At 68.1% G+C, this 16,899-nt stretch carries 12 protein-coding genes; 4 read left to right on the top strand and 8 right to left on the bottom strand.

Annotation, left to right across the window (positions count from 1 at the left end):
• Nucleotides 1-10: 10 nt before the first annotated feature.
• Together HGB39_RS19145 and HGB39_RS19140 are read right to left on the bottom strand one after the other, a co-directional pair.
• Nucleotides 11-2,728 (bottom strand): molybdopterin-dependent oxidoreductase, encoded by a 2,718-nt coding sequence (locus tag HGB39_RS19145; protein WP_064080289.1) that lies wholly within the window; start codon nt 2,726-2,728, stop codon nt 11-13.
• On the bottom strand, nt 2,725-3,552 hold the full coding sequence (locus HGB39_RS19140; protein ID WP_005568350.1) for an FAD binding domain-containing protein: 828 nt from the start codon (nt 3,550-3,552) through the stop codon (nt 2,725-2,727). Before HGB39_RS19140 ends, HGB39_RS19145 begins: the two co-directional genes overlap by 4 nt.
• Nucleotides 3,553-3,768: 216 nt before the next feature.
• On the opposite strand from HGB39_RS19140, the gene HGB39_RS19135 reads away from it, so the two are divergent.
• Entirely contained in the window at nt 3,769-5,265 is a 1,497-nt protein-coding gene (locus tag HGB39_RS19135) for an acetyl-coenzyme A carboxylase carboxyl transferase subunits beta/alpha (RefSeq protein ID WP_005568351.1), read from the top strand.
• Here HGB39_RS19135 and asnB read toward each other — a convergent pair.
• From asnB to HGB39_RS19120, 3 genes are all read right to left on the bottom strand, one after another.
• Nucleotides 5,262-7,103, bottom strand: coding sequence for an asparagine synthase (glutamine-hydrolyzing) (gene asnB / locus HGB39_RS19130; protein ID WP_005568352.1), 1,842 nt, complete (start codon nt 7,101-7,103; stop codon nt 5,262-5,264). The genes HGB39_RS19135 and asnB overlap by 4 nt on opposite strands.
• 173 nt (nt 7,104-7,276) lie before the next feature.
• Nucleotides 7,277-8,656 carry an HNH endonuclease signature motif containing protein gene (locus HGB39_RS19125; RefSeq protein WP_247607455.1) on the bottom strand — a complete coding sequence of 460 codons (1,380 nt, stop codon included), beginning with the start codon at nt 8,654-8,656 and terminating at the stop codon, nt 7,277-7,279.
• 165 nt (nt 8,657-8,821) lie between these two features.
• Nucleotides 8,822-9,496: a GOLPH3/VPS74 family protein gene (locus tag HGB39_RS19120; RefSeq protein WP_005574472.1), complete on the bottom strand. Its 675-nt coding sequence runs from the start codon at nt 9,494-9,496 to the stop codon at nt 8,822-8,824.
• A 145-nt stretch (nt 9,497-9,641) separates the two neighbouring features.
• Here HGB39_RS19120 and HGB39_RS19115 point away from each other — a divergent pair, with 145 nt between their 5' ends.
• Nucleotides 9,642-10,679 (top strand): alpha/beta hydrolase, encoded by a 1,038-nt coding sequence (locus tag HGB39_RS19115; RefSeq protein ID WP_005574480.1) that lies wholly within the window; start codon nt 9,642-9,644, stop codon nt 10,677-10,679.
• Between the two features lie 68 nt (nt 10,680-10,747).
• A complete protein-coding gene (locus HGB39_RS19110; RefSeq protein ID WP_054248252.1) occupies nt 10,748-12,682 on the top strand; it encodes a propionyl-CoA synthetase in 1,935 nt (644 codons plus the stop codon).
• A 4-nt stretch (nt 12,683-12,686) separates the two neighbouring features.
• Here the strand turns inward: HGB39_RS19110 and HGB39_RS19105 are convergent, their stop codons facing one another.
• Nucleotides 12,687-13,262: a TetR/AcrR family transcriptional regulator gene (locus HGB39_RS19105; protein ID WP_005244080.1), complete on the bottom strand. Its 576-nt coding sequence runs from the start codon at nt 13,260-13,262 to the stop codon at nt 12,687-12,689.
• Between the two features lie 98 nt (nt 13,263-13,360).
• Here HGB39_RS19105 and HGB39_RS19100 point away from each other — a divergent pair, with 98 nt between their 5' ends.
• Entirely contained in the window at nt 13,361-14,584 is a 1,224-nt protein-coding gene (locus HGB39_RS19100; RefSeq protein ID WP_043788614.1) for an MFS transporter, read from the top strand.
• Nucleotides 14,585-14,605: 21 nt separating this feature from the next.
• Here the strand turns inward: HGB39_RS19100 and HGB39_RS19095 are convergent, their stop codons facing one another.
• Entirely contained in the window at nt 14,606-15,946 is a 1,341-nt protein-coding gene (locus tag HGB39_RS19095) for a cryptochrome/photolyase family protein (RefSeq protein WP_005564424.1), read from the bottom strand.
• A 30-nt stretch (nt 15,947-15,976) separates the two neighbouring features.
• On the bottom strand, nt 15,977-16,894 hold the full coding sequence (locus tag HGB39_RS19090; protein ID WP_064080287.1) for a mechanosensitive ion channel family protein: 918 nt from the start codon (nt 16,892-16,894) through the stop codon (nt 15,977-15,979).
• Between the last annotated feature and the right edge of the window lie 5 nt (nt 16,895-16,899).

Raw genomic sequence — 16,899 nt, 5'->3', positions numbered from 1 at the left:
TCCTCACGGCTCAGGTCGTCGGAACCGATCGGTTCTCGCCGATTCGGTGGTAGATCCGCTCGGGGGTGAACGGCAACTCACGAAAACGCACACCCGTCGCGTTCTCCAGCGCGTTGGCCAGCGCAGGTGCCACCGGGTTGATGCAGCACTCCGCCATTCCCTTCGCACGCATCGGTCCGACGGAATCCGTCGAATCGACCAGCAGCACTTCGGTACGGGGAATGTCGGCGTAGGTGGGGATGCGGTAGTTGCGCAGGTTGGGGTTGATCATCACACCGTTGCCGTCGACGTGAAAGTTCTCGGTCAGCGCGAATCCGATGCCCTGGGCGACGCCGCCTTCGATCTGGCCGCGGACCTGCACCGGGTTGATGATTACCCCGGCGTCCGTGGCGTGGACGCTGTAGAGGATGCGGATCTCGCCCGTCACCCGGTGGACGGCGATGCGGAAACCGTGGGTGTTGGAGACGACGCTGCGCGGCGACCCGTACGCCTTGCGCGCCTCGGTGAACCGGATGCCGCACCGACGGGCGGCGTCGAGGAGTTCGGTCAGCGGCACGCGCGTGCCGTCGCAGAGCACCCCGTCGTCGTCCATCGAGCAGGACGCGACGTCGACCCCGGTGTGCGCGGTGGCGAACGCCAGGATGCGGTCGCGCAGGGCCTCCGACGCCCGCGACACGGCGTTGCCCGCGACGAAGAGGCCGGCGCTGGCGAACGCCCCCGTGTCGAATCCCGTACGGTCGGTGTCGGACTGCACGAGACGCACCCGCGACGGGGTGGTGCCGAGGTGGGTGGCCGCGATCTGCACGTGTGCGGTCGACGTTCCCTCACCGAATTCGACGGTGCCGACGGCGAGTTCGTACACGCCATCGGCGCCGAGCGTCGCCCACGCCTCGGAGATGTGTTCGGTCGGGGGCGCCGTCTCGTGCAGCGAGCTCGCGGTGCCCTCGCCGACGAGCCAGTCGTCGCCCAGCACCTGCCCGTTCCCGGTCCGCCTCAGTGCGGCGTCGACGAGATCGATGCACTGCCCGAGCCCGTCCTCCGCGAACACGACGTCGTCGGGACCGTCGTCGATCGCGACGAGTGAGTCACCGGGGCGGACGATGTTGCGGCGCCGCAACTCGAGCGGGTCGATGTCGAGCGCGACCGCCAGCTCGTGCATGGCGGACTCCACCGCAAAGGCGGGCTGGGTCATGCCGTACCCGCGCAGCGCTCCGCTGGGCACGCTGTTCGTGTAGACGGAGTACCCATCGAATTTCTTGTTGGGACACCGGTACGCCGAGATGGCGGCACCGGCGGCGAACAACGTCTCGCCGCCGTGGTTGCCGTACGCGCCCGTGTTCGACACGTTGCGCACCTGGAACGCCGTGAGTGTGCCGTCGGCCCGGGCGCCGAGCGTGATCGTCAGCTTCATCGGGTGCCGCGGCGACGCCGTCGTGAACTCTTCCTCCCGGGTGAACTCGAAGCAGACGGGCCGGCCCGTGTCGAGGGTGGCGAGCGCGACCAGATCCTCCGAGATCACCTCCTGTTTGCCGCCGAAACCGCCCCCGACGCGCATACAGAACACGCGCAATTGGTCGGGGCGCAGGTCGAACAGGTGAGCCAGCTTGACCTTCGCGATCGACGGCGACTGCGAACTCGTGCGCACGTGCAGGCGGCCGTCCTCCATCCAGGCGATCGACCCGTGCGTCTCGAGATGCGCGTGCTGCACGCGCGGGGTGAAGTAGGTGCCCTCGTGGATCACGTCGGCCTCGGCGAACCCCGCCTCGACGTCGCCCACCTCCCCGTGGAGCTCGAGCAGGATGTTATGCACAGGATCCCGCACGAACGGGTCGTCCGATCCGTGCAACTGCGGTGCACCGTCGGCCATCGCCTCCTCCGGGTCGAACACCGCGGGCAGCACGTCGTATTCGACGACCACCTCGCGACACCCCTCCTCCGCGGCGCCGACCGTGTCGGCCAGCACCGCGACCACCCGCTGACCGGCGAAGCGGACCGTGTCGTCGAGGATGTACGTGTCGTCGGGGTCGACGAGGTGATCGGTGTGAATCGCGGTCGTGAACAGCTTCCGGGGCACGTCCTTCCATGTGTACACGCGGTGCACACCGGGGAGGGCGAGCGCCGCCGTCGTGTCGATCGAGACGATGCGGGCGTGGGCGTGCGGGGAATGCAGCACCACGAGGTGCAGCATGCCCTCGATCTCGGTGTCCATGGTGAACTCGGCACGGCCGGTGACCACATCGGTGGCCGCGGGTGCCCCGACGCTGGTGCCGACCGCGCGACCCGGCTCGGCGACCTCCACCGCGGCGACACCGTTGACGGCGTCCTCGATCGCTCGATAGCCGGTGCAGCGGCAGAGATTACCCTTCAGCGCGCGTGGCAGGTCTTCCTTCTGCGCGTCCGTGAACGTCGCCGACGTCATGATCATGCCCGCGGTGCAGAATCCGCACTGGAACCCGGGGGCGTCACGGAACTGCCGCTGCAGCGGATGCAGGTCGTCCGGCGAACCGAGGCCCTCGATGGTGGTCACCTCCCGCCCCTCCGCACGGAACGCCGGCGTGATGCAACTGTGCACGGGATCGCCGTCGAGCCACACCGTGCAGGCTCCGCAATCGCCTGCGTCGCAACCCTTCTTGACGCCGTGATGACCGAGCGACCGCACGAACGTGCGCAGACACTGCCCGGGATTCGGTTCCTCGTCGAACGTCCTGCCGTTCACGGTGTACGTCATTGCCGGTCTCCTGCGGTGAACTCGGTCCGGATCTCCTCGGCGAAGTGCTTCGTCAGATGGCGACGGTGGTCAGGGGTGCCGTTGGGATCGTCGAACCACACGTCGTCGGGTATCGCGTCGATGCTCTGCCGGAGCGAGTCGGCGTCAGGTACGGCGTCGAAGGCCAGACGGATCGGACGGGTGGTGCCCGCCGTGATCGTGAGCAGCAGGTCGTCGCCGCCGGGCGCCTGGGTGCCGATCATGAACACCGTCGAACGGCCGAGGCGCGTGAGGGTGAAACGGCGATGCGTGTGACGCTTGCGGAGGGCACGGACCGGGATGTCGATGCGGCGCAGGATCTCACCCGGTGTGAGCACGTTCTCGCGGTTGCCCGTCACGAAGTCGGCGGCGGCGACGGCGCGCTCGGACCCGTCGGTGGACCACAGCGTGTACGTCGCCTCGAGCGCGACCGCCAGAGTGATCATCGGACCCGCGGGAAGCGACATGCAGATATTGCCGCCCACCGTCGCCGAATTCCAGACCTTGAACGATGCCAGAAAGGCCTCGCAACTCGTCCCGAACAGCGAGGCGGCTCTCCAGTCGTCCGGCGGCGCAAGCGCATACAGCTCACGGATCGTGCACGTCGCTCCGATCTCGAGGCCCGCGTCGCTCGGCACGAGGGTGTCCCAGGCGAGCGTCGTGAGATCGACGAGACGGCGCAGGTCGGGCTGCTGCTCGGAGAACAGCCACGTTCCGCCGGCCAGCCACGCGTCGCCTTCCCGCCACGCCGCACCCGGCCGGTCGGGTGGACGCCGAACGACATCGGTGATGGTGTTGAGGTCCATATGACTGCTCCACTCGGGAAATGTGTCGTCGTTCTCGTACCCGGCCTGCGTCAACCCATCTGACTTTAGACACCGCGACGGCGGTCTCGGTGTTAATTGCCGGGTTCCACCCGGGCGCTGTTTGCCGTGTTCCGGCCGCGCGGGCGACCGTGTGGGCGCCCGTCACCCGCCGTAGCAGACATTCGCCGCCCCGGACCGACCGCTACTCTCAGGGCCATGGCCGCCAAGATCTCCGCCCACGACGTGCTCGAGCTGGTACTGGACGCAGGCAGCTTCGTCTCCTGGGACACCGCGCCCGTCGATGCGCGGCCGAACGAGAAGTACCGCGCCGACCTGCGGAAGGCCGCCGAGAAGTCGGGTGTCGACGAATCGGTGATCACCGGCGTCGGCACCGTCCGCGGTCGCCCGGTCGCGGTGATCGCGTGCGAGTTCGCTTTCCTGGCCGGTTCGATCGGTGTTGCCGCGGCCGAGCGGATCGTCTCCGCCATCGAACGCGCCACCCGTGAGGGTCTCCCCCTGCTCGCTTCGCCCACGTCGGGGGGCACACGCATGCAGGAGGGCACCGTCGCCTTCGTGCAGATGGTGAAGATCGCGGCGGCCGTCGCCACCCACAAGGCCGCCCATCTCCCCTACCTGGTGTATCTGCGGAACCCGACCACCGGCGGCGTGTTCGCGTCCTGGGGTTCGCTCGGGCACATCACGGTGGCCGAACCCGGTGCACTCGTCGGGTTCCTCGGGCCCCGCGTCTACGAGGCGCTGTACGGCGAGAAATTCCCCGAGGGCGTGCAGACATCCGAGAACCTGTACCGCAACGGCGTCATCGACGGCGTCGTCCCTGCCACGCGCCTGCGCCGGCTCGTCCATCGGGCATTGCGGGTGCTGATCGATCCGCCGACGTCGACCGCCCTCACCGAACCGGCGCCGCCGGCCGTCGACATCCCCGACGTGCCCGCGTGGCAGTCGGTGATGTTGTCGCGGCGCGCCGACCGGCCCGGAATCCGCCACCTCCTGCGGCACGCAGCAACCGAGCAGGTGCCCCTCAGCGGCACCGGCCAGGGTGAAACCGAGGGGACGGTGCTGCTGTCGCTGGCACGTTTCCGCGGCGCACCGTGCGTGTTGCTGGGCCAGGACCGCGCCGGACAGTCGGCGCTGAACACGATGGGTCCCGCCGCCCTCCGCGAGGCACGCCGCGGCATGCGGTTGGCCGAGGAGTTGCAGATCCCCCTGGTCCTGGTGATCGACACCCTCGGTGCAGCACTGTCTCAGGAGGCGGAGGAACGCGGCCTGGCCCCCGAGATCGCACGTTGCATCTCCGACCTCGTGACGTTGAAGACGCCGACCGTGTCCGTTCTGCTCGGCCAGGGCACGGGCGGCGGCGCGCTCGCCTTCCTCCCCGCCGATCGCGTGCTCGCCGCGCAGAACGGGTGGCTCGCCCCGCTTCCCCCCGAAGGCGCCAGCGCCATCGTCCACCGCGACACCTCGCACGCCCCCGAGATGGCGGCCGCGCAGGGCATCCGTTCGCTCGACCTGCTGCGCGACGGCGTCATCGACGCCATCATCCCCGAGCATCCGGACGCCGCCGACGAGGCCGTCGACTTCTCCAAGCGGGTCGGCGAGGCCATCTCCCGGGAACTCCGTGCCCTGACCGGGGTTCCCGAGAGCGAGCGCTTCGCGGCCCGGCTCGCCCGCTACCGGAACCTCGGCCTGAGCTAAGACAGTTTGATCGTCGGGTTGTACATGTCCATCCACAGCGCGAGGTCGAGCGTGCGCTCGAGTCCGCGACGCGACACCTGACTGATCTGCGGGGTGTCGACGGACACCGCCCGGGACAACCAGTCCGCGCTGACCAGGCCGAACACCGGGTGCGAAGGGTCGCCGAGCAGGTCCTTGCCGTGCTCCTGCAACGCCACCGCGTACTTCGGGTCCTGGGTGGACGGGTACGGCGACTTGACCCGGTCGATCACCGACTGCGGCAGCACATCCCTGGTCGCCGCCCGCAGCAACGATTTCTCCTTGCCGTCGAACGTCTTCAGCGACCACGGCGTGTTGTAGACGTACTCGACCAGCCGGTGATCGCAGAACGGCACCCGGACCTCGAGTCCGACGGCCATGCTCGCGCGGTCCTTGCGGTCGAGCAGGACGCGGACGAACCGCGTCAGATGCAGGTAGCAGATCTTCCGCATCCGCCATTCGAAGTCGGATTCGCCGTCCAGCCGATCGATCCCGGACACCGCTGCGTCGTACGAGTCCTGCACGTAGTCGTCCATGTTCAGCCCCGCCGTCACCTCCGGGGTGAAGATGTTGCTCTCGTCGCCGAAGTGCTCGGCGAACTGCACGAGCCACGGGAAGGTGTTCGCCTGCTGCGCCTTCGGGTCGAAGAACTGCTTGTACCCGCCGAACACCTCGTCGGCCGACTCACCGGACAGCGCCACCGTGGAGTGCTGACGGATCGCCTTGAACAGCAGATACAGCGACGCGTCCATGTCGCCGAGGCCCATGGGAATGTCCCGGGCCCGGATGACCTTCGCGCGCACGGCGGGGTCGGCCAGTGCGTCGGAGTCGAGGACGATGTCCTGGTGCGCGGTCCCGGATCGCCGGGCCACGTCGTGCACGTACGGAGTATCCGGGGTGCCCCGCAGTTCGTCCGCGACGAAATGTTCGGTCTGACCGACGAAGTCGACGGCGAACGTGCGGACCGTCTCGCCCACCTCGGCGAGCTGCTCGGCGGCGATACCGGTCATCGCGGACGAGTCGAGACCACCGGACAGCAGGGTGCAGCGCGGCACGTCGGCGACCAGTTGCCTGCGCACGATGTCGTCGAGGAGTTCGCGGACATGGGTGACGGAGGTGTCCCGGTCGTCGGTGTGCGGACGGGTCTGCAGGGTCCAGTACCGGTGCGTCCGCAGTCCGGTGCGCGAGACGGTGACCACTGTGCCCGGCTCCACCTCACGCATGCCGTCCCACACCGCGTGTCCTGGTGTCTTGACGAACGCGAACAGCTCCCGGATCCCGTCCATCGTGACAGTCGACTCGGCGATCGGATTGGCAAGGATCGCTTTAGGTTCCGAACCGAACAGGACGCCGTCTCGGGTCTCGTGGTAGTAGAACGGCTTGATGCCCATCCGGTCGCGGATCATCACGAGTGCGTCGATCCGCGAATCCCAGATGGCGAACGCGTACATGCCGTTGAGCCGCTCCGCGACGGCCTCTCCCCACTCCAGATATCCGTGGAGCACCACCTCGGTGTCGGAGTCCGTGGCGAACCGGTGACCGCGCCCGTACAGCTCCTCGCGCAGTTCACCGAAGTTGTACACCTCGCCGGAGTAGACCATCGCAACGGTCCCGCCGGGGGTGTTCACGCTCATCGGCTGGTGCCCACCCGGCAGATCGATGATGGCGAGCCTTCGATGCGCGAGCGCGGCGTGTTCGACGACCCACGTACCGCGATCGTCCGGCCCCCGGCAGTTCATCGTCTCGGCCATGGCATCCACGGTGGACTGCTCGACGCGTAGATCGCGTTCGAACGAGATCCATCCGGCGATTCCGCACATGTGTTCCTCCCGCTGTCGCTGGCGCTCTTCCTTCAGCGCGTGGTCGGTTGCGAGGCGGCGAACCGAGTCCGAACCGTAGCAATCACATTGACAGTTCTTTACTCTTGCTAACCACCTATATTCCACGGTAACTTTTTTCGGCGCGCAGGCGGTGGGCCGGGGAAAGCCGCCTGTCAGAACGGCGAGGGTTCGTCGGCCGGGCAGGCGCCGGACGCTTGCGCGCCGGGCGACCGGCGCCGCACTGCATCCAGGTGCGCCCGCCGTCGGCGGCGCTCCGCCCGGATCCGCGCAGCAGTGTTCTGCGCACGGGCGCGGTGACGGGCCGCGGGGTTGGCGACATGGTCGCTTCCAGCAGCAGCGTCTCGTCCGACACCCAGGAGCCCCGACGACCGCGTTCGGTATCGGTGACCGGTGGGCGCGACCAACTCGATTCCACCGTCAGCGGTCACCCACCAGCGACCGGAATGCTTGAGCCTGTGATGATTTCGACAGTAGGCGGTCATGTTCCCGGCCACCGTCGGACCTCCGGCCGCGGGATCGGAATGATCGAACAGCCGATGATGATCGAGGTCGGTGTTCCAGGCCGCCACATCGCAGTGCAACCACTCGCACCCGCCGGCCAGCACCCGCATCCAGGTGTCGAGCACGGTGCCGGGACGGTACGTGGTCGGGACGACAGAACTCGGTGCCCGCACCGATTCGACATCCGCGTCGGCGGCGATCTCGCGTGCGTGCGCCGCGTCGACGATTCCGTAGCCGTCGAGGTAGGCCGGTTCGTCGCCGCCCGCGAGTGTGGCGTCGAGCATGATGAGGTGCACGAGAGGCTTGCGCGCGGTCGTCGCGATGCGGGAGCGCTGGCCGCAATCGACCCGCCCGCATTCACACTGCACGAACCCGGCCCCGTCGATGAGCGCGGACAATCCGTCGGCCCGCCTCTGTTCGTATGTTCGAAGGTCTTTCGCACACACGGTGTTTGCCAGTTCGCGCAATCGCGCGTCGAATGCACGGCCCTGCGCCGCGGGAACGGAACCGAGGATTCGGCACATGCCGTCCTCTGCAGCACAGACTCCGACGAACCTGTCCGCCTGAGCCTTCTCCCGCTTGGCGCGCACCCCTGCCGGGTCGAGCCTCGCGATGATGCGGTTGGCGGCGTTCGTGAGCCTGCGGCCGGTCAACCCGGTTCCACCGGAGCGCGGCGGGGCCAGAACCTGTTCGAGGAGTTGATGTTCGACCTCGCCGATCCAGTCGTCGCTCACGTTTGCCGTCGCGTCCTCGATCAGCCGAACCCGGTACATGTCGAGATCACCACGTGCCATGGCCTCGCGCGTGGCGTGCAACCGGGTACGTAGCGACATGCCCAGACCGATCAGCCGACCCGCCGCCGCTCGCCCCATGGTGAGCGCGGCACCGATCTCGGCCTCGACCACTTCGTGCGCGGTCGACGTCCACGCCCCGTCGGACTCGACCTCGGCAGTGCGGCGCACGAAGAGCTCGGCGATCGCCGCCAGCTTCCGTTCGGCCACCACCGACTCACTGCGATGGAGGTCGGTCATCAACTCGACCAGACCCACATCGGATTCCCCGTCGACGAGACAGCAGACCGTCTCCCGAATCCCCCGATCGAATACCCCCATATCGAACATGTGTTCTCAGTAGCGAAAGTTGTTGCGCTCCACAAGACCCCACAACCCGCTACGCCGCGCAGAACCGCTCGCCGCCTAGCCACTCCCCGCGACGATGGCGGGCACGGTGGCGGCGACGACGATCGCGGCGTTGACGGCCTCGACGGATGTGCGCACGGCCTTGCCCGCCCAGTCGCCTTCGGCGATCTCCTTCGCCCGTTTCTTCACGGCGCGACGATCCGCGTCCGGGAACAGCTTCGGCGCCGCGTCGACCGCGGACAGGAGCGAGACGAGCGCGGCGGTGCGCGGAGTGGGGGTGACCCCGTCGAGGAGCGCGACGCTCAGCTCGGACCGCAGCGCGCGTTCGTGGCTGCCGTCGACCTCCGGCCACCGCGTGGTCGGGAAGATGCCCAGCACCTTGCCCTTCTCTTCGCGGACCCAGCCCGTACCGACGATGCGCTTCGCGAGTTCGTCGCGCAGGTTCTTGGCGAGCTTCTCGATGGCCGCTTCCGGTTTCATCGGCTTGGACGTACCGATGAGGTCGACGGCCCGCGCGAGCAGCGGATCCTGCGGTCGCGCCCCGTCCCGGGCGACCAGACGCCCCTTCTTCACGTCTTCGCCCGGTTCGGCCGGGGTGACGACGTCACCCAGGGCCAGTTCCAGAAGAACGGCGCCGGCGAGGACGCGCGGCATCCGGGTCCCGTCGACGACGGGCTTCCCCGATGTGTCGTCGAGCAGCAGCAACAGCAGATCTTCGGCGAGCAGCGTCATACTTCCACGATAGGGCGACGTCGCGGCGAAGTCCGGTGTCCGTTCAGCCGCCCCGGGGAATGTTTGCCGGTTACCGTGAAGGGGCAATGTTCTGAGTATTCACCAGACGGTTGTCGGGCACCGCAGTCAAGCACGAGGAGCGGCTATGAGCGCGATCGGACACTGTCGGGCACTCCTGGCGGTCGCCGTCGTTGCGTCGTCGGCCATGTTCGGTCAGGTGACAGCGGCGTCGGCGGACGAGTGGCGAGCACTTCCCGCCGACAAGCCGGCTTCGGCAGACGGATCCGTCCTCGACCGCATCGAGGAGATCGGCGACCGTCAACTGAACATGTACGTCTACTCGGCGGCGATGGAGAAGGTGATTCTCCTCGAAGTGATCCGCCCCGCCGACACGAGCGTGCCGCGGCCGACCCTGTACCTGCTCAACGGCGCCGGTGGCGGCGAGGATTCGGCAACCTGGCAGGCGAGGACCGACGTCGTCGACTTCTTCGCCGACAAGAACGTCAACGTCGTCACTCCCGTCGGCGGGGCGTACAGCTACTACACCGACTGGGAAAAGCCCGATCCCGTCCTCGGCGTGAACAAGTGGACCACCTTCCTCACCGAGGAACTTCCCCCGATCGTCGACGCCACACTCGGAACAGACGGTGCGAATGCCATCGCGGGTCTGTCGATGTCGGGCACATCCGTCCTCAGCCTGGCCGAGGCGGCCCCGTCGCTGTATCGCGCCGTCGGCGCGTTCAGCGGATGCGCCGAGACGAGCACCAAACCGGGCCGGGACTACGTCACCTTCGTCGTCAGCTTCCGAGGCGGCGACGTCGAGAACATGTGGGGACCGCCCGACGACCCCGCGTGGGTGGCCAACGACCCCGTCGTCAACGCCGAGAAGCTCCGTGGCATCGACTTGTACATCAGCAATGCCACCGGGCTGCCCGGCGTCCACGAGAACCTCAACGGCCCGGATATCAACGGAGATGTGGGCACGCTGGCCAACCAGGTGATCGTCGGCGGCATCATCGAGGCGGGAACCAACGAGTGCACCCATCGGCTGGCCGACCGGCTGAACGCCCTGGGGATCCCGGCCACGTACGACTTCCGGCCCGCCGGCACCCACTCGTGGGGTTACTGGCAGGACGACCTGCACAACTCCTGGCCGATGATCGCCGGTTCCCTCGGCCTCTGACCGCATCATCACGCGCCGACGTCGCATAGGGTGTTGCGGGTCACACGACGACGAGAGGACGTGCATCGATGAGCTCCCCGGGGACTCCGCCTCCGAGCGACAACCATGGCCAGAGCTACGCCGAGGTGTACTTACGGAGCACCGACAGTCCCGAGGACTTCTGGCTCGCCGCCGCCGAGGCCGTGGAGTGGGTGACGCCGCCGACGCAGGCGCTCGACGATTCCGCCGCCCCGATGTACCGGTGGTTCCCGGATGCGTCGCTGAACACCTGCTTCAACGCTCTCGACCGGCACGTGCGGGACGGCAACGGGGATCGGGCGGCGTTGATCTACGACTCGGCGATGGCCCCCGCTGCATCCCGCACCTACACCTACGCAGAACTTCTCGACGAGGTGTCCCGGTTCGCCGGCGTCCTGAAGGACCAGGGTGTGGTGGCCGGTGACCGGGTGATCGTCTACATGCCGATGATCCCCGAAGCGGCGATCGCGATGCTGGCCTGCGCCCGCATCGGTGCCGTGCACTCGGTGGTGTTCGGCGGCTTCGCCGCGAAGGAACTCGCGACCCGCATCGACGACGCCGGACCGGTGGTGCTGGTGACGGCGTCGGGTGGCCTCGAGCCGGGACGCACCGTCGACTACCTGCCGATGGTGGCGAAGGCGCTGGAGCTGTCCGGAACCCCGCCGCACACGGTGATCGTCAAGGACCGGGAGCAGATCCCCGGTTCGGCCGCCGACTACCAGGGCGCCGGGGCGGCGTGGTTCGACTGGGATGCGCTGATGGCGGATGCGGCACCCGCGGAGCCGGTTCCGGTGGTCGCGACGGACCCGCTGTACATCCTCTACACGTCCGGCACCACCGGGAAGCCGAAGGGCGTGATCCGCGACAACGGTGGGCACGCCGTCGCGCTCACGTGGTCGATGCGCAACATCTACGACATCGGCCCGGGCGACGTGTGGTGGACTGCGTCCGACGTGGGCTGGGTGGTCGGGCACTCGTACATCGTCTACGGGCCGCTCCTGGCCGGTGCCACGTCCGTGCTCTACGAGGGCAAGCCCGTCGGGACCCCGGATGCGGGCGCATTCTGGCGGGTGATCTCCGATCACGGTGTGTCGGCACTGTTCACCGCCCCGACCGCGATCCGCGCCGTCCGCAAGGCCGATCCCGACGCGAGGGAGATCGAGAAGTACGACATCTCCTCCCTGAAGACGCTGTTCGCGGCGGGCGAGCGCCTCGACCCCGACACGTACGCGTGGGCGACCCGCGTCCTCGGCCGTCCCGTCGTCGACCACTGGTGGCAGACCGAGACCGGCTGGGCGATCTGCGCCAACCTGCGCGGGCTCGAACCGATGCCGCTGAAGGCGGGCTCCCCCACTGTTCCGGTGCCCGGGTACCGGGTCGAGGTGGTCGACGCCGAAGGGAACACGGTTCCCGCCGGGGCCGAGGGCAACATCGTGATCGGGCTGCCGCTGCCTCCGGGCACCCTGGCCGGGTTGTGGCGCGACCCGGAGCGGTACGTGCGGTCGTACCTCGCCACGTTCGAGGGCTACTACCTGACCGGCGACTCCGGTTACATCGACGAGGACGGGTACGTGTACGTCCTCGGCCGCAGCGACGACGTCATCAACGTTGCCGGACATCGGCTTTCGACGGGCAGCATGGAGGCGGTGGTCGCGGGACACCCCGCGGTGGCCGAGTGCGCGGTGGTCGGCATCCGCGACGAACTCAAGGGCCAGAAGCCCAGCGGCTACGTCGTGCTCAAGGCCGGGGTCGAGATCGACCCGGAGACCCTCCGCAACGAACTGGTCGCGATGGTGCGCGAGCAGATCGGCGCCGTCGCCACGTTCCGCGACGTGACGGTCGTGCAGGCGCTGCCCAAGACCCGCTCGGGCAAGATCCTGCGTAAGACGATGCGGCAGATCGCCGACCACGAGGAGTACACGGTGCCCTCCACCATCGAGGACGTCGCCGTCCTCGACGCGCTGAAGAAGCAGCTGGGCGGCTGACCTCTCAGACCCGGACGGCCGCGTCGAGTGCGTGATCCACCAGTTCCCCGACGCGGTCCGCTTCGAGAGGGTCGAGGTCGAACAGGATGCGGTAGATGATCGGCGCCACGACATGGTCGATCACGTGCTCGACCACGCCCTGCACGGGTTCGCCCCGTCCGAGGATCGTTTCGATCTGGGTGCGGCAGAACGTCGCGCACCTGAACTGATTGGTGCCGTCCTCCGACCTGACGGTGTCGGCACTCATCACGACGTCGCGCAGTGCCGCCCGCCCCACCGGTGAGGACATCTCCTCGAGGTAGTCCTGCGCCCAGGCAACGAGGTCGCCTCGCACACTGCCGGTTTCACGCGGGGGCGCGTCGGGATGCAGACGCTCGAGCGCGACGTCCGCGAACAATTCGGTGATGTCCCCCCAGCGCCGGTAGATGGTCGACGGGGTGACCCCGGCGTCGGCGGCGATCATGGGGACGGTGATGTCCGCTCGGTCGCGCTCGTCGAGAAGTTTGCGCGTGGACGCATGCACCGCCTGCTGGATGCGGGCGCTGCGACCACCGGGGCGCGGGCCTGGAGCCGGACTCATGCCCCCATGCTAACGCAAAGACGTTGCATTAAGAACGGTGGCGGCGTAGCGTCCATTAACGCAAACCCTTTGCATTAATGTTCTCCGGGGAGTACGCCATGACGACGCTTGCCGCGCCCGAAGCACCACCGACGTCTCGACCCGCACTGCGCCGAGGAGCCGCCTTCACGCTCGTCGCGGTCGTGATCGCCACCCTGCTCGGCGCGTCTGCCGCACCCACACCGCTGTACGAGGTGTACCAGTCGAACTGGGGCTTCTCGTCGCTGCAATCGACGCTGATCTTCGGCATCTACGCCGTGAGCCTGCTGCTGGCGCTGCTCACCGTCGGTTCGCTCTCGGACTACGTCGGCCGCCGGCCCGTGCTGATCACGGCACTCGTGTTCGAAGCCGCCTCGATGATCATGTTCGCGACAGCCGAGGGCATCGGCCTCCTGCTGATCGCCCGAGTCGTGCAGGGTTTCGCCACCGGCGCCGCGATCAGCGCGCTCGGTTCCACCCTCCTCGACCTCGAACGCACACCCGGACGCGGCGCCACCGTCAACAGCATCGCGCCCACCGTCGGCCTCGCACTCGGCGCCATCGGATCGAGCCTGATCAGCGAGCACCTTCCCCGGCCCACCAGCACCGTGTTCCTGGTGTTCTGCGCGCTGTTCGTCGTCGAGATCCTCGGCATCTGGGCCGCACCCGAGACAGCGGTCCGGCAGAAGGGGGCTCTGGCATCGATGCGTCCGACGCTGGCGGTCCCGTCCACCGCACTGGGAATGCTCGTCCTCACCGGACCCTGCCTGGTGGCAGTGTGGGCGCTGGGCGGCTTCTACCTGTCCCTCGGACCTTCGCTCGCCCGTAACGCGCTCGACGTCCACACGTCGCTGATCGGCGCCATCATGGTCGCGACGCTCACCGGGACCGGCGCATTCGCGGTGTTCCTGCTGCGCAACGTGGCAGCACGACGCATCCTGTACGTCGGAGCGTCCGCCCTCGTCGTCGGAGTCGCCATCACCCTGGTCGGCGCCGAAACGTCGTCGGCGCTGTGGATTCTCGCAGGAACCGCGGTGGCGGGCATCGGGTTCGGCGCCGGCTTCCAGGGCACCATCCGCACCGTCATGCCGCTCGCCGAACCGCACGAGCGCGCGGGACTGCTGTCGAGCATCTACGTGATCGCCTACCTCGCCAACAGCGTTCCCGCGCTGATCGCCGGATACCTCGTCGGAAAGGTCGGGCTCGTCGACACCACCCGCGTCTACGGCGGACTCGTCATCGTCCTCGCCGCGGCGGCGTTCCTCGGGCTCCTCATGCGCAAAGCGCCCGTGAGTACTTCTTAACCGCCCGCGGTTAAGAAGTACTCACGGGGCCTTGATCTCGCCGTAGCGGGCGAGTGCCTCCTGCCGCTCGTGGGCATGGTCGACGATCGGCGGCGGATAGTCCTCCGGGCGACCGTCTTTCAGAGCATGAACAGCCTTGCCGGAGATGCCACGCAGTTCAGGCACCCACCGCCGCACGTACTCGCCGTCGGGGTCGAACTTCTCCCCCTGCGTCGTCGGGTTGAACACCCGGAAGTACGGCGACGCGTCCGTCCCCGATCCCGCGGTCCACTGCCAGCCGTGCTGATTGTTCGCCAGATCCCCGTCGACGAGCTGGTTCATGAAGTAGCGGGCACCCCACCACCACGGCAGGTGCAGATCCTTGACGAAGAACGACGCGACGATCATCCGCACCCGATTGTGCATCCAGGCTTCGGCTTTCAGCTGACGCATCCCGGCGTCGACGATCGGGAACCCCGTCCGGCCCTCGCACCACGCCGAGTACGCCTCCTCGGCGTCAGGCCCGCTGTCGTAGCGGATGCGGTCGAAGCGACGGTCGTAGTTTTCCCGCGCGCTGTCGGGACGCTGGAAGAGGATGTCGGCGTAGAAGTCCCGCCACGCGAGCTGCCGCCGGTACTGTTCGGCGCTCTTGCTGCGGCGGCGCGCGAGATCGCGGAGCATCGTCCGCGGATGAATGTTGCCGTATTTCAGGTACACCGACATCCGGCTGGTCGCGTCGAGACCGGGACGATCCCGCGCGTCCTCGTACCCGGCGAGGTCGTCCTCGCAGAACTCCGCCCACCGCTGCAGCGCCGCCGCCTCGCCGGCGGGGCACCCGTCGGATTCCGGTTCGGGGATCTGCACCCGCCGCGCCTTGACGTCGTCCGGGTCCAGCCACTCCACCGTCGCACGCCCGGTATCGATCGGCGCGCGCCACCCGTGTTCGAGCCACTGCCGGAAATACGGGGTGAACACCCGGTACGGCTCCCCGCCCGTCTTCGTCACCCGGCCGGGCGCCACAGCGTACGGCGAACCGGTGGCCACCAGATCGACGTGCTCGGCGACGGCGGCATCACGCTCGCGACCGTACGGCCCGTAATCGGCGCTCACGTGGACTTCTTCGGCCGACACGTTCTTCGCGACCGTCAGAACCACGTCGACGGGATCGCCCTTCACCACCAGCAACCGGCCGTCGAGTTGGTCGTCCAGTGCGGCGAGACTGCGGAACAGGAAGTCCCGGCGAGCACCGCCCGATGTTTTCAGCAGCCGATCGTCGAGGACGAACAGCCCGAGTGCACGCGCCCCCGACTCCGCCACCGTGTGGAGCGTCGGCAGATCACCGAGCCGGAGGTCGCGCCGGAACCAGACGAGTGCGGTGTCCATACCTGCCACGGTAACGAAGCGCGGGGCCGATCAGTTGGTGGAGCGAGCCGACGACAGCACCGACAGGTACGGCGCGTCGATGTCGTAGTGCTCGAACGCCGACAGCGCCGCGCGGGCGAACGTCCGCTGCACCGCCCACTGCCTGCCCGGCTTGGTCCGCGCGGTGATCCGCAGCGTGACCGATTCCGCGGTCACCGAGTTGACGCCCAGCAGTTCCGGGGGTTCGAGTACGTCGACCGCGATCGCGTCGCTCTTGGCCGCCTCGGTGACTGCCTCGAGTGCCACCTCGCACGCCCGTTGCACGTTGGCGGCGTGCGCGATCGGCAGATCGACCACCGCGACCGCGTAACCCTGGCTCATGTTGCCGACACGGACGATCTCACCGTTGCGGCAGTACCAGAGGGTGCCGTTGACGTCGCGGATCGTGGTGACCCGCAGACCCACCGTCTCGACCGTTCCCACGGCCTCGCCGAGGTCCACGACGTCCCCGACACCGTACTGATCCTCGAGCAGCATGAAGATGCCCGACAGGAAATCCCGGACGAGGTTCTGCGCACCGAAACCGAGTGCGACACCGATCACACCGGCCGACGCGATGAACGGCGCCACATTGACGCCGAGGACCGCGAGAACCTGGAGCACCACCCAGATGAGCACCACGATCGACACCGTCGATTTGAGCACCGACCCGATCGTCCGGGCGCGTTGCGCGCGACGCTCGTTGACCATCGCCTCCTTGACGCCCCGCGGGGCGCGTTCCCGGAGGGGACGGAGCATGGCCGGTTTGTCGGAAGGCTCCCGGGGCCGCGTCATCCGGTCGATCATGCAGTGCAACGCGAAACGCAGCACGAGCGCCAGGACGACGTAGGTCGCGATCTCGGCCGGGCGGTGAATCAGCCAGTCACGGTTGGTTTCGGTCAGTTCGAATGCCTGCAGCGAAGAAAACATCTCCA

It is taken from the genome of Rhodococcus opacus (genome assembly GCF_012396235.1).
Taxonomy (GTDB): domain Bacteria; phylum Actinomycetota; class Actinomycetes; order Mycobacteriales; family Mycobacteriaceae; genus Rhodococcus_F; species Rhodococcus_F opacus.
The sequence above is the reverse complement of the archived record's forward strand: the minus strand, read 5'-3'. Positions and strand labels throughout refer to the sequence as shown.

Coding starts and splice junctions, on each gene's coding strand:
- HGB39_RS19145 (WP_064080289.1), bottom strand. CDS start 2,728: ATGACGTACACCGTGAACGGCAGGACGTTCGACGAGGAACCGAATCCC.
- HGB39_RS19140 (WP_005568350.1), bottom strand. CDS start 3,552: ATGGACCTCAACACCATCACCGATGTCGTTCGGCGTCCACCCGACCGG.
- HGB39_RS19135 (WP_005568351.1), top strand. CDS start 3,769: ATGGCCGCCAAGATCTCCGCCCACGACGTGCTCGAGCTGGTACTGGAC.
- asnB (WP_005568352.1), bottom strand. CDS start 7,103: ATGTGCGGAATCGCCGGATGGATCTCGTTCGAACGCGATCTACGCGTC.
- HGB39_RS19125 (WP_247607455.1), bottom strand. CDS start 8,656: ATGACCGACCTCCATCGCAGTGAGTCGGTGGTGGCCGAACGGAAGCTG.
- HGB39_RS19120 (WP_005574472.1), bottom strand. CDS start 9,496: ATGACGCTGCTCGCCGAAGATCTGCTGTTGCTGCTGCTCGACGACACA.
- HGB39_RS19115 (WP_005574480.1), top strand. CDS start 9,642: ATGAGCGCGATCGGACACTGTCGGGCACTCCTGGCGGTCGCCGTCGTT.
- HGB39_RS19110 (WP_054248252.1), top strand. CDS start 10,748: ATGAGCTCCCCGGGGACTCCGCCTCCGAGCGACAACCATGGCCAGAGC.
- HGB39_RS19105 (WP_005244080.1), bottom strand. CDS start 13,262: ATGAGTCCGGCTCCAGGCCCGCGCCCCGGTGGTCGCAGCGCCCGCATC.
- HGB39_RS19100 (WP_043788614.1), top strand. CDS start 13,361: ATGACGACGCTTGCCGCGCCCGAAGCACCACCGACGTCTCGACCCGCA.
- HGB39_RS19095 (WP_005564424.1), bottom strand. CDS start 15,946: ATGGACACCGCACTCGTCTGGTTCCGGCGCGACCTCCGGCTCGGTGAT.
- HGB39_RS19090 (WP_064080287.1), bottom strand. CDS start 16,894: ATGTTTTCTTCGCTGCAGGCATTCGAACTGACCGAAACCAACCGTGAC.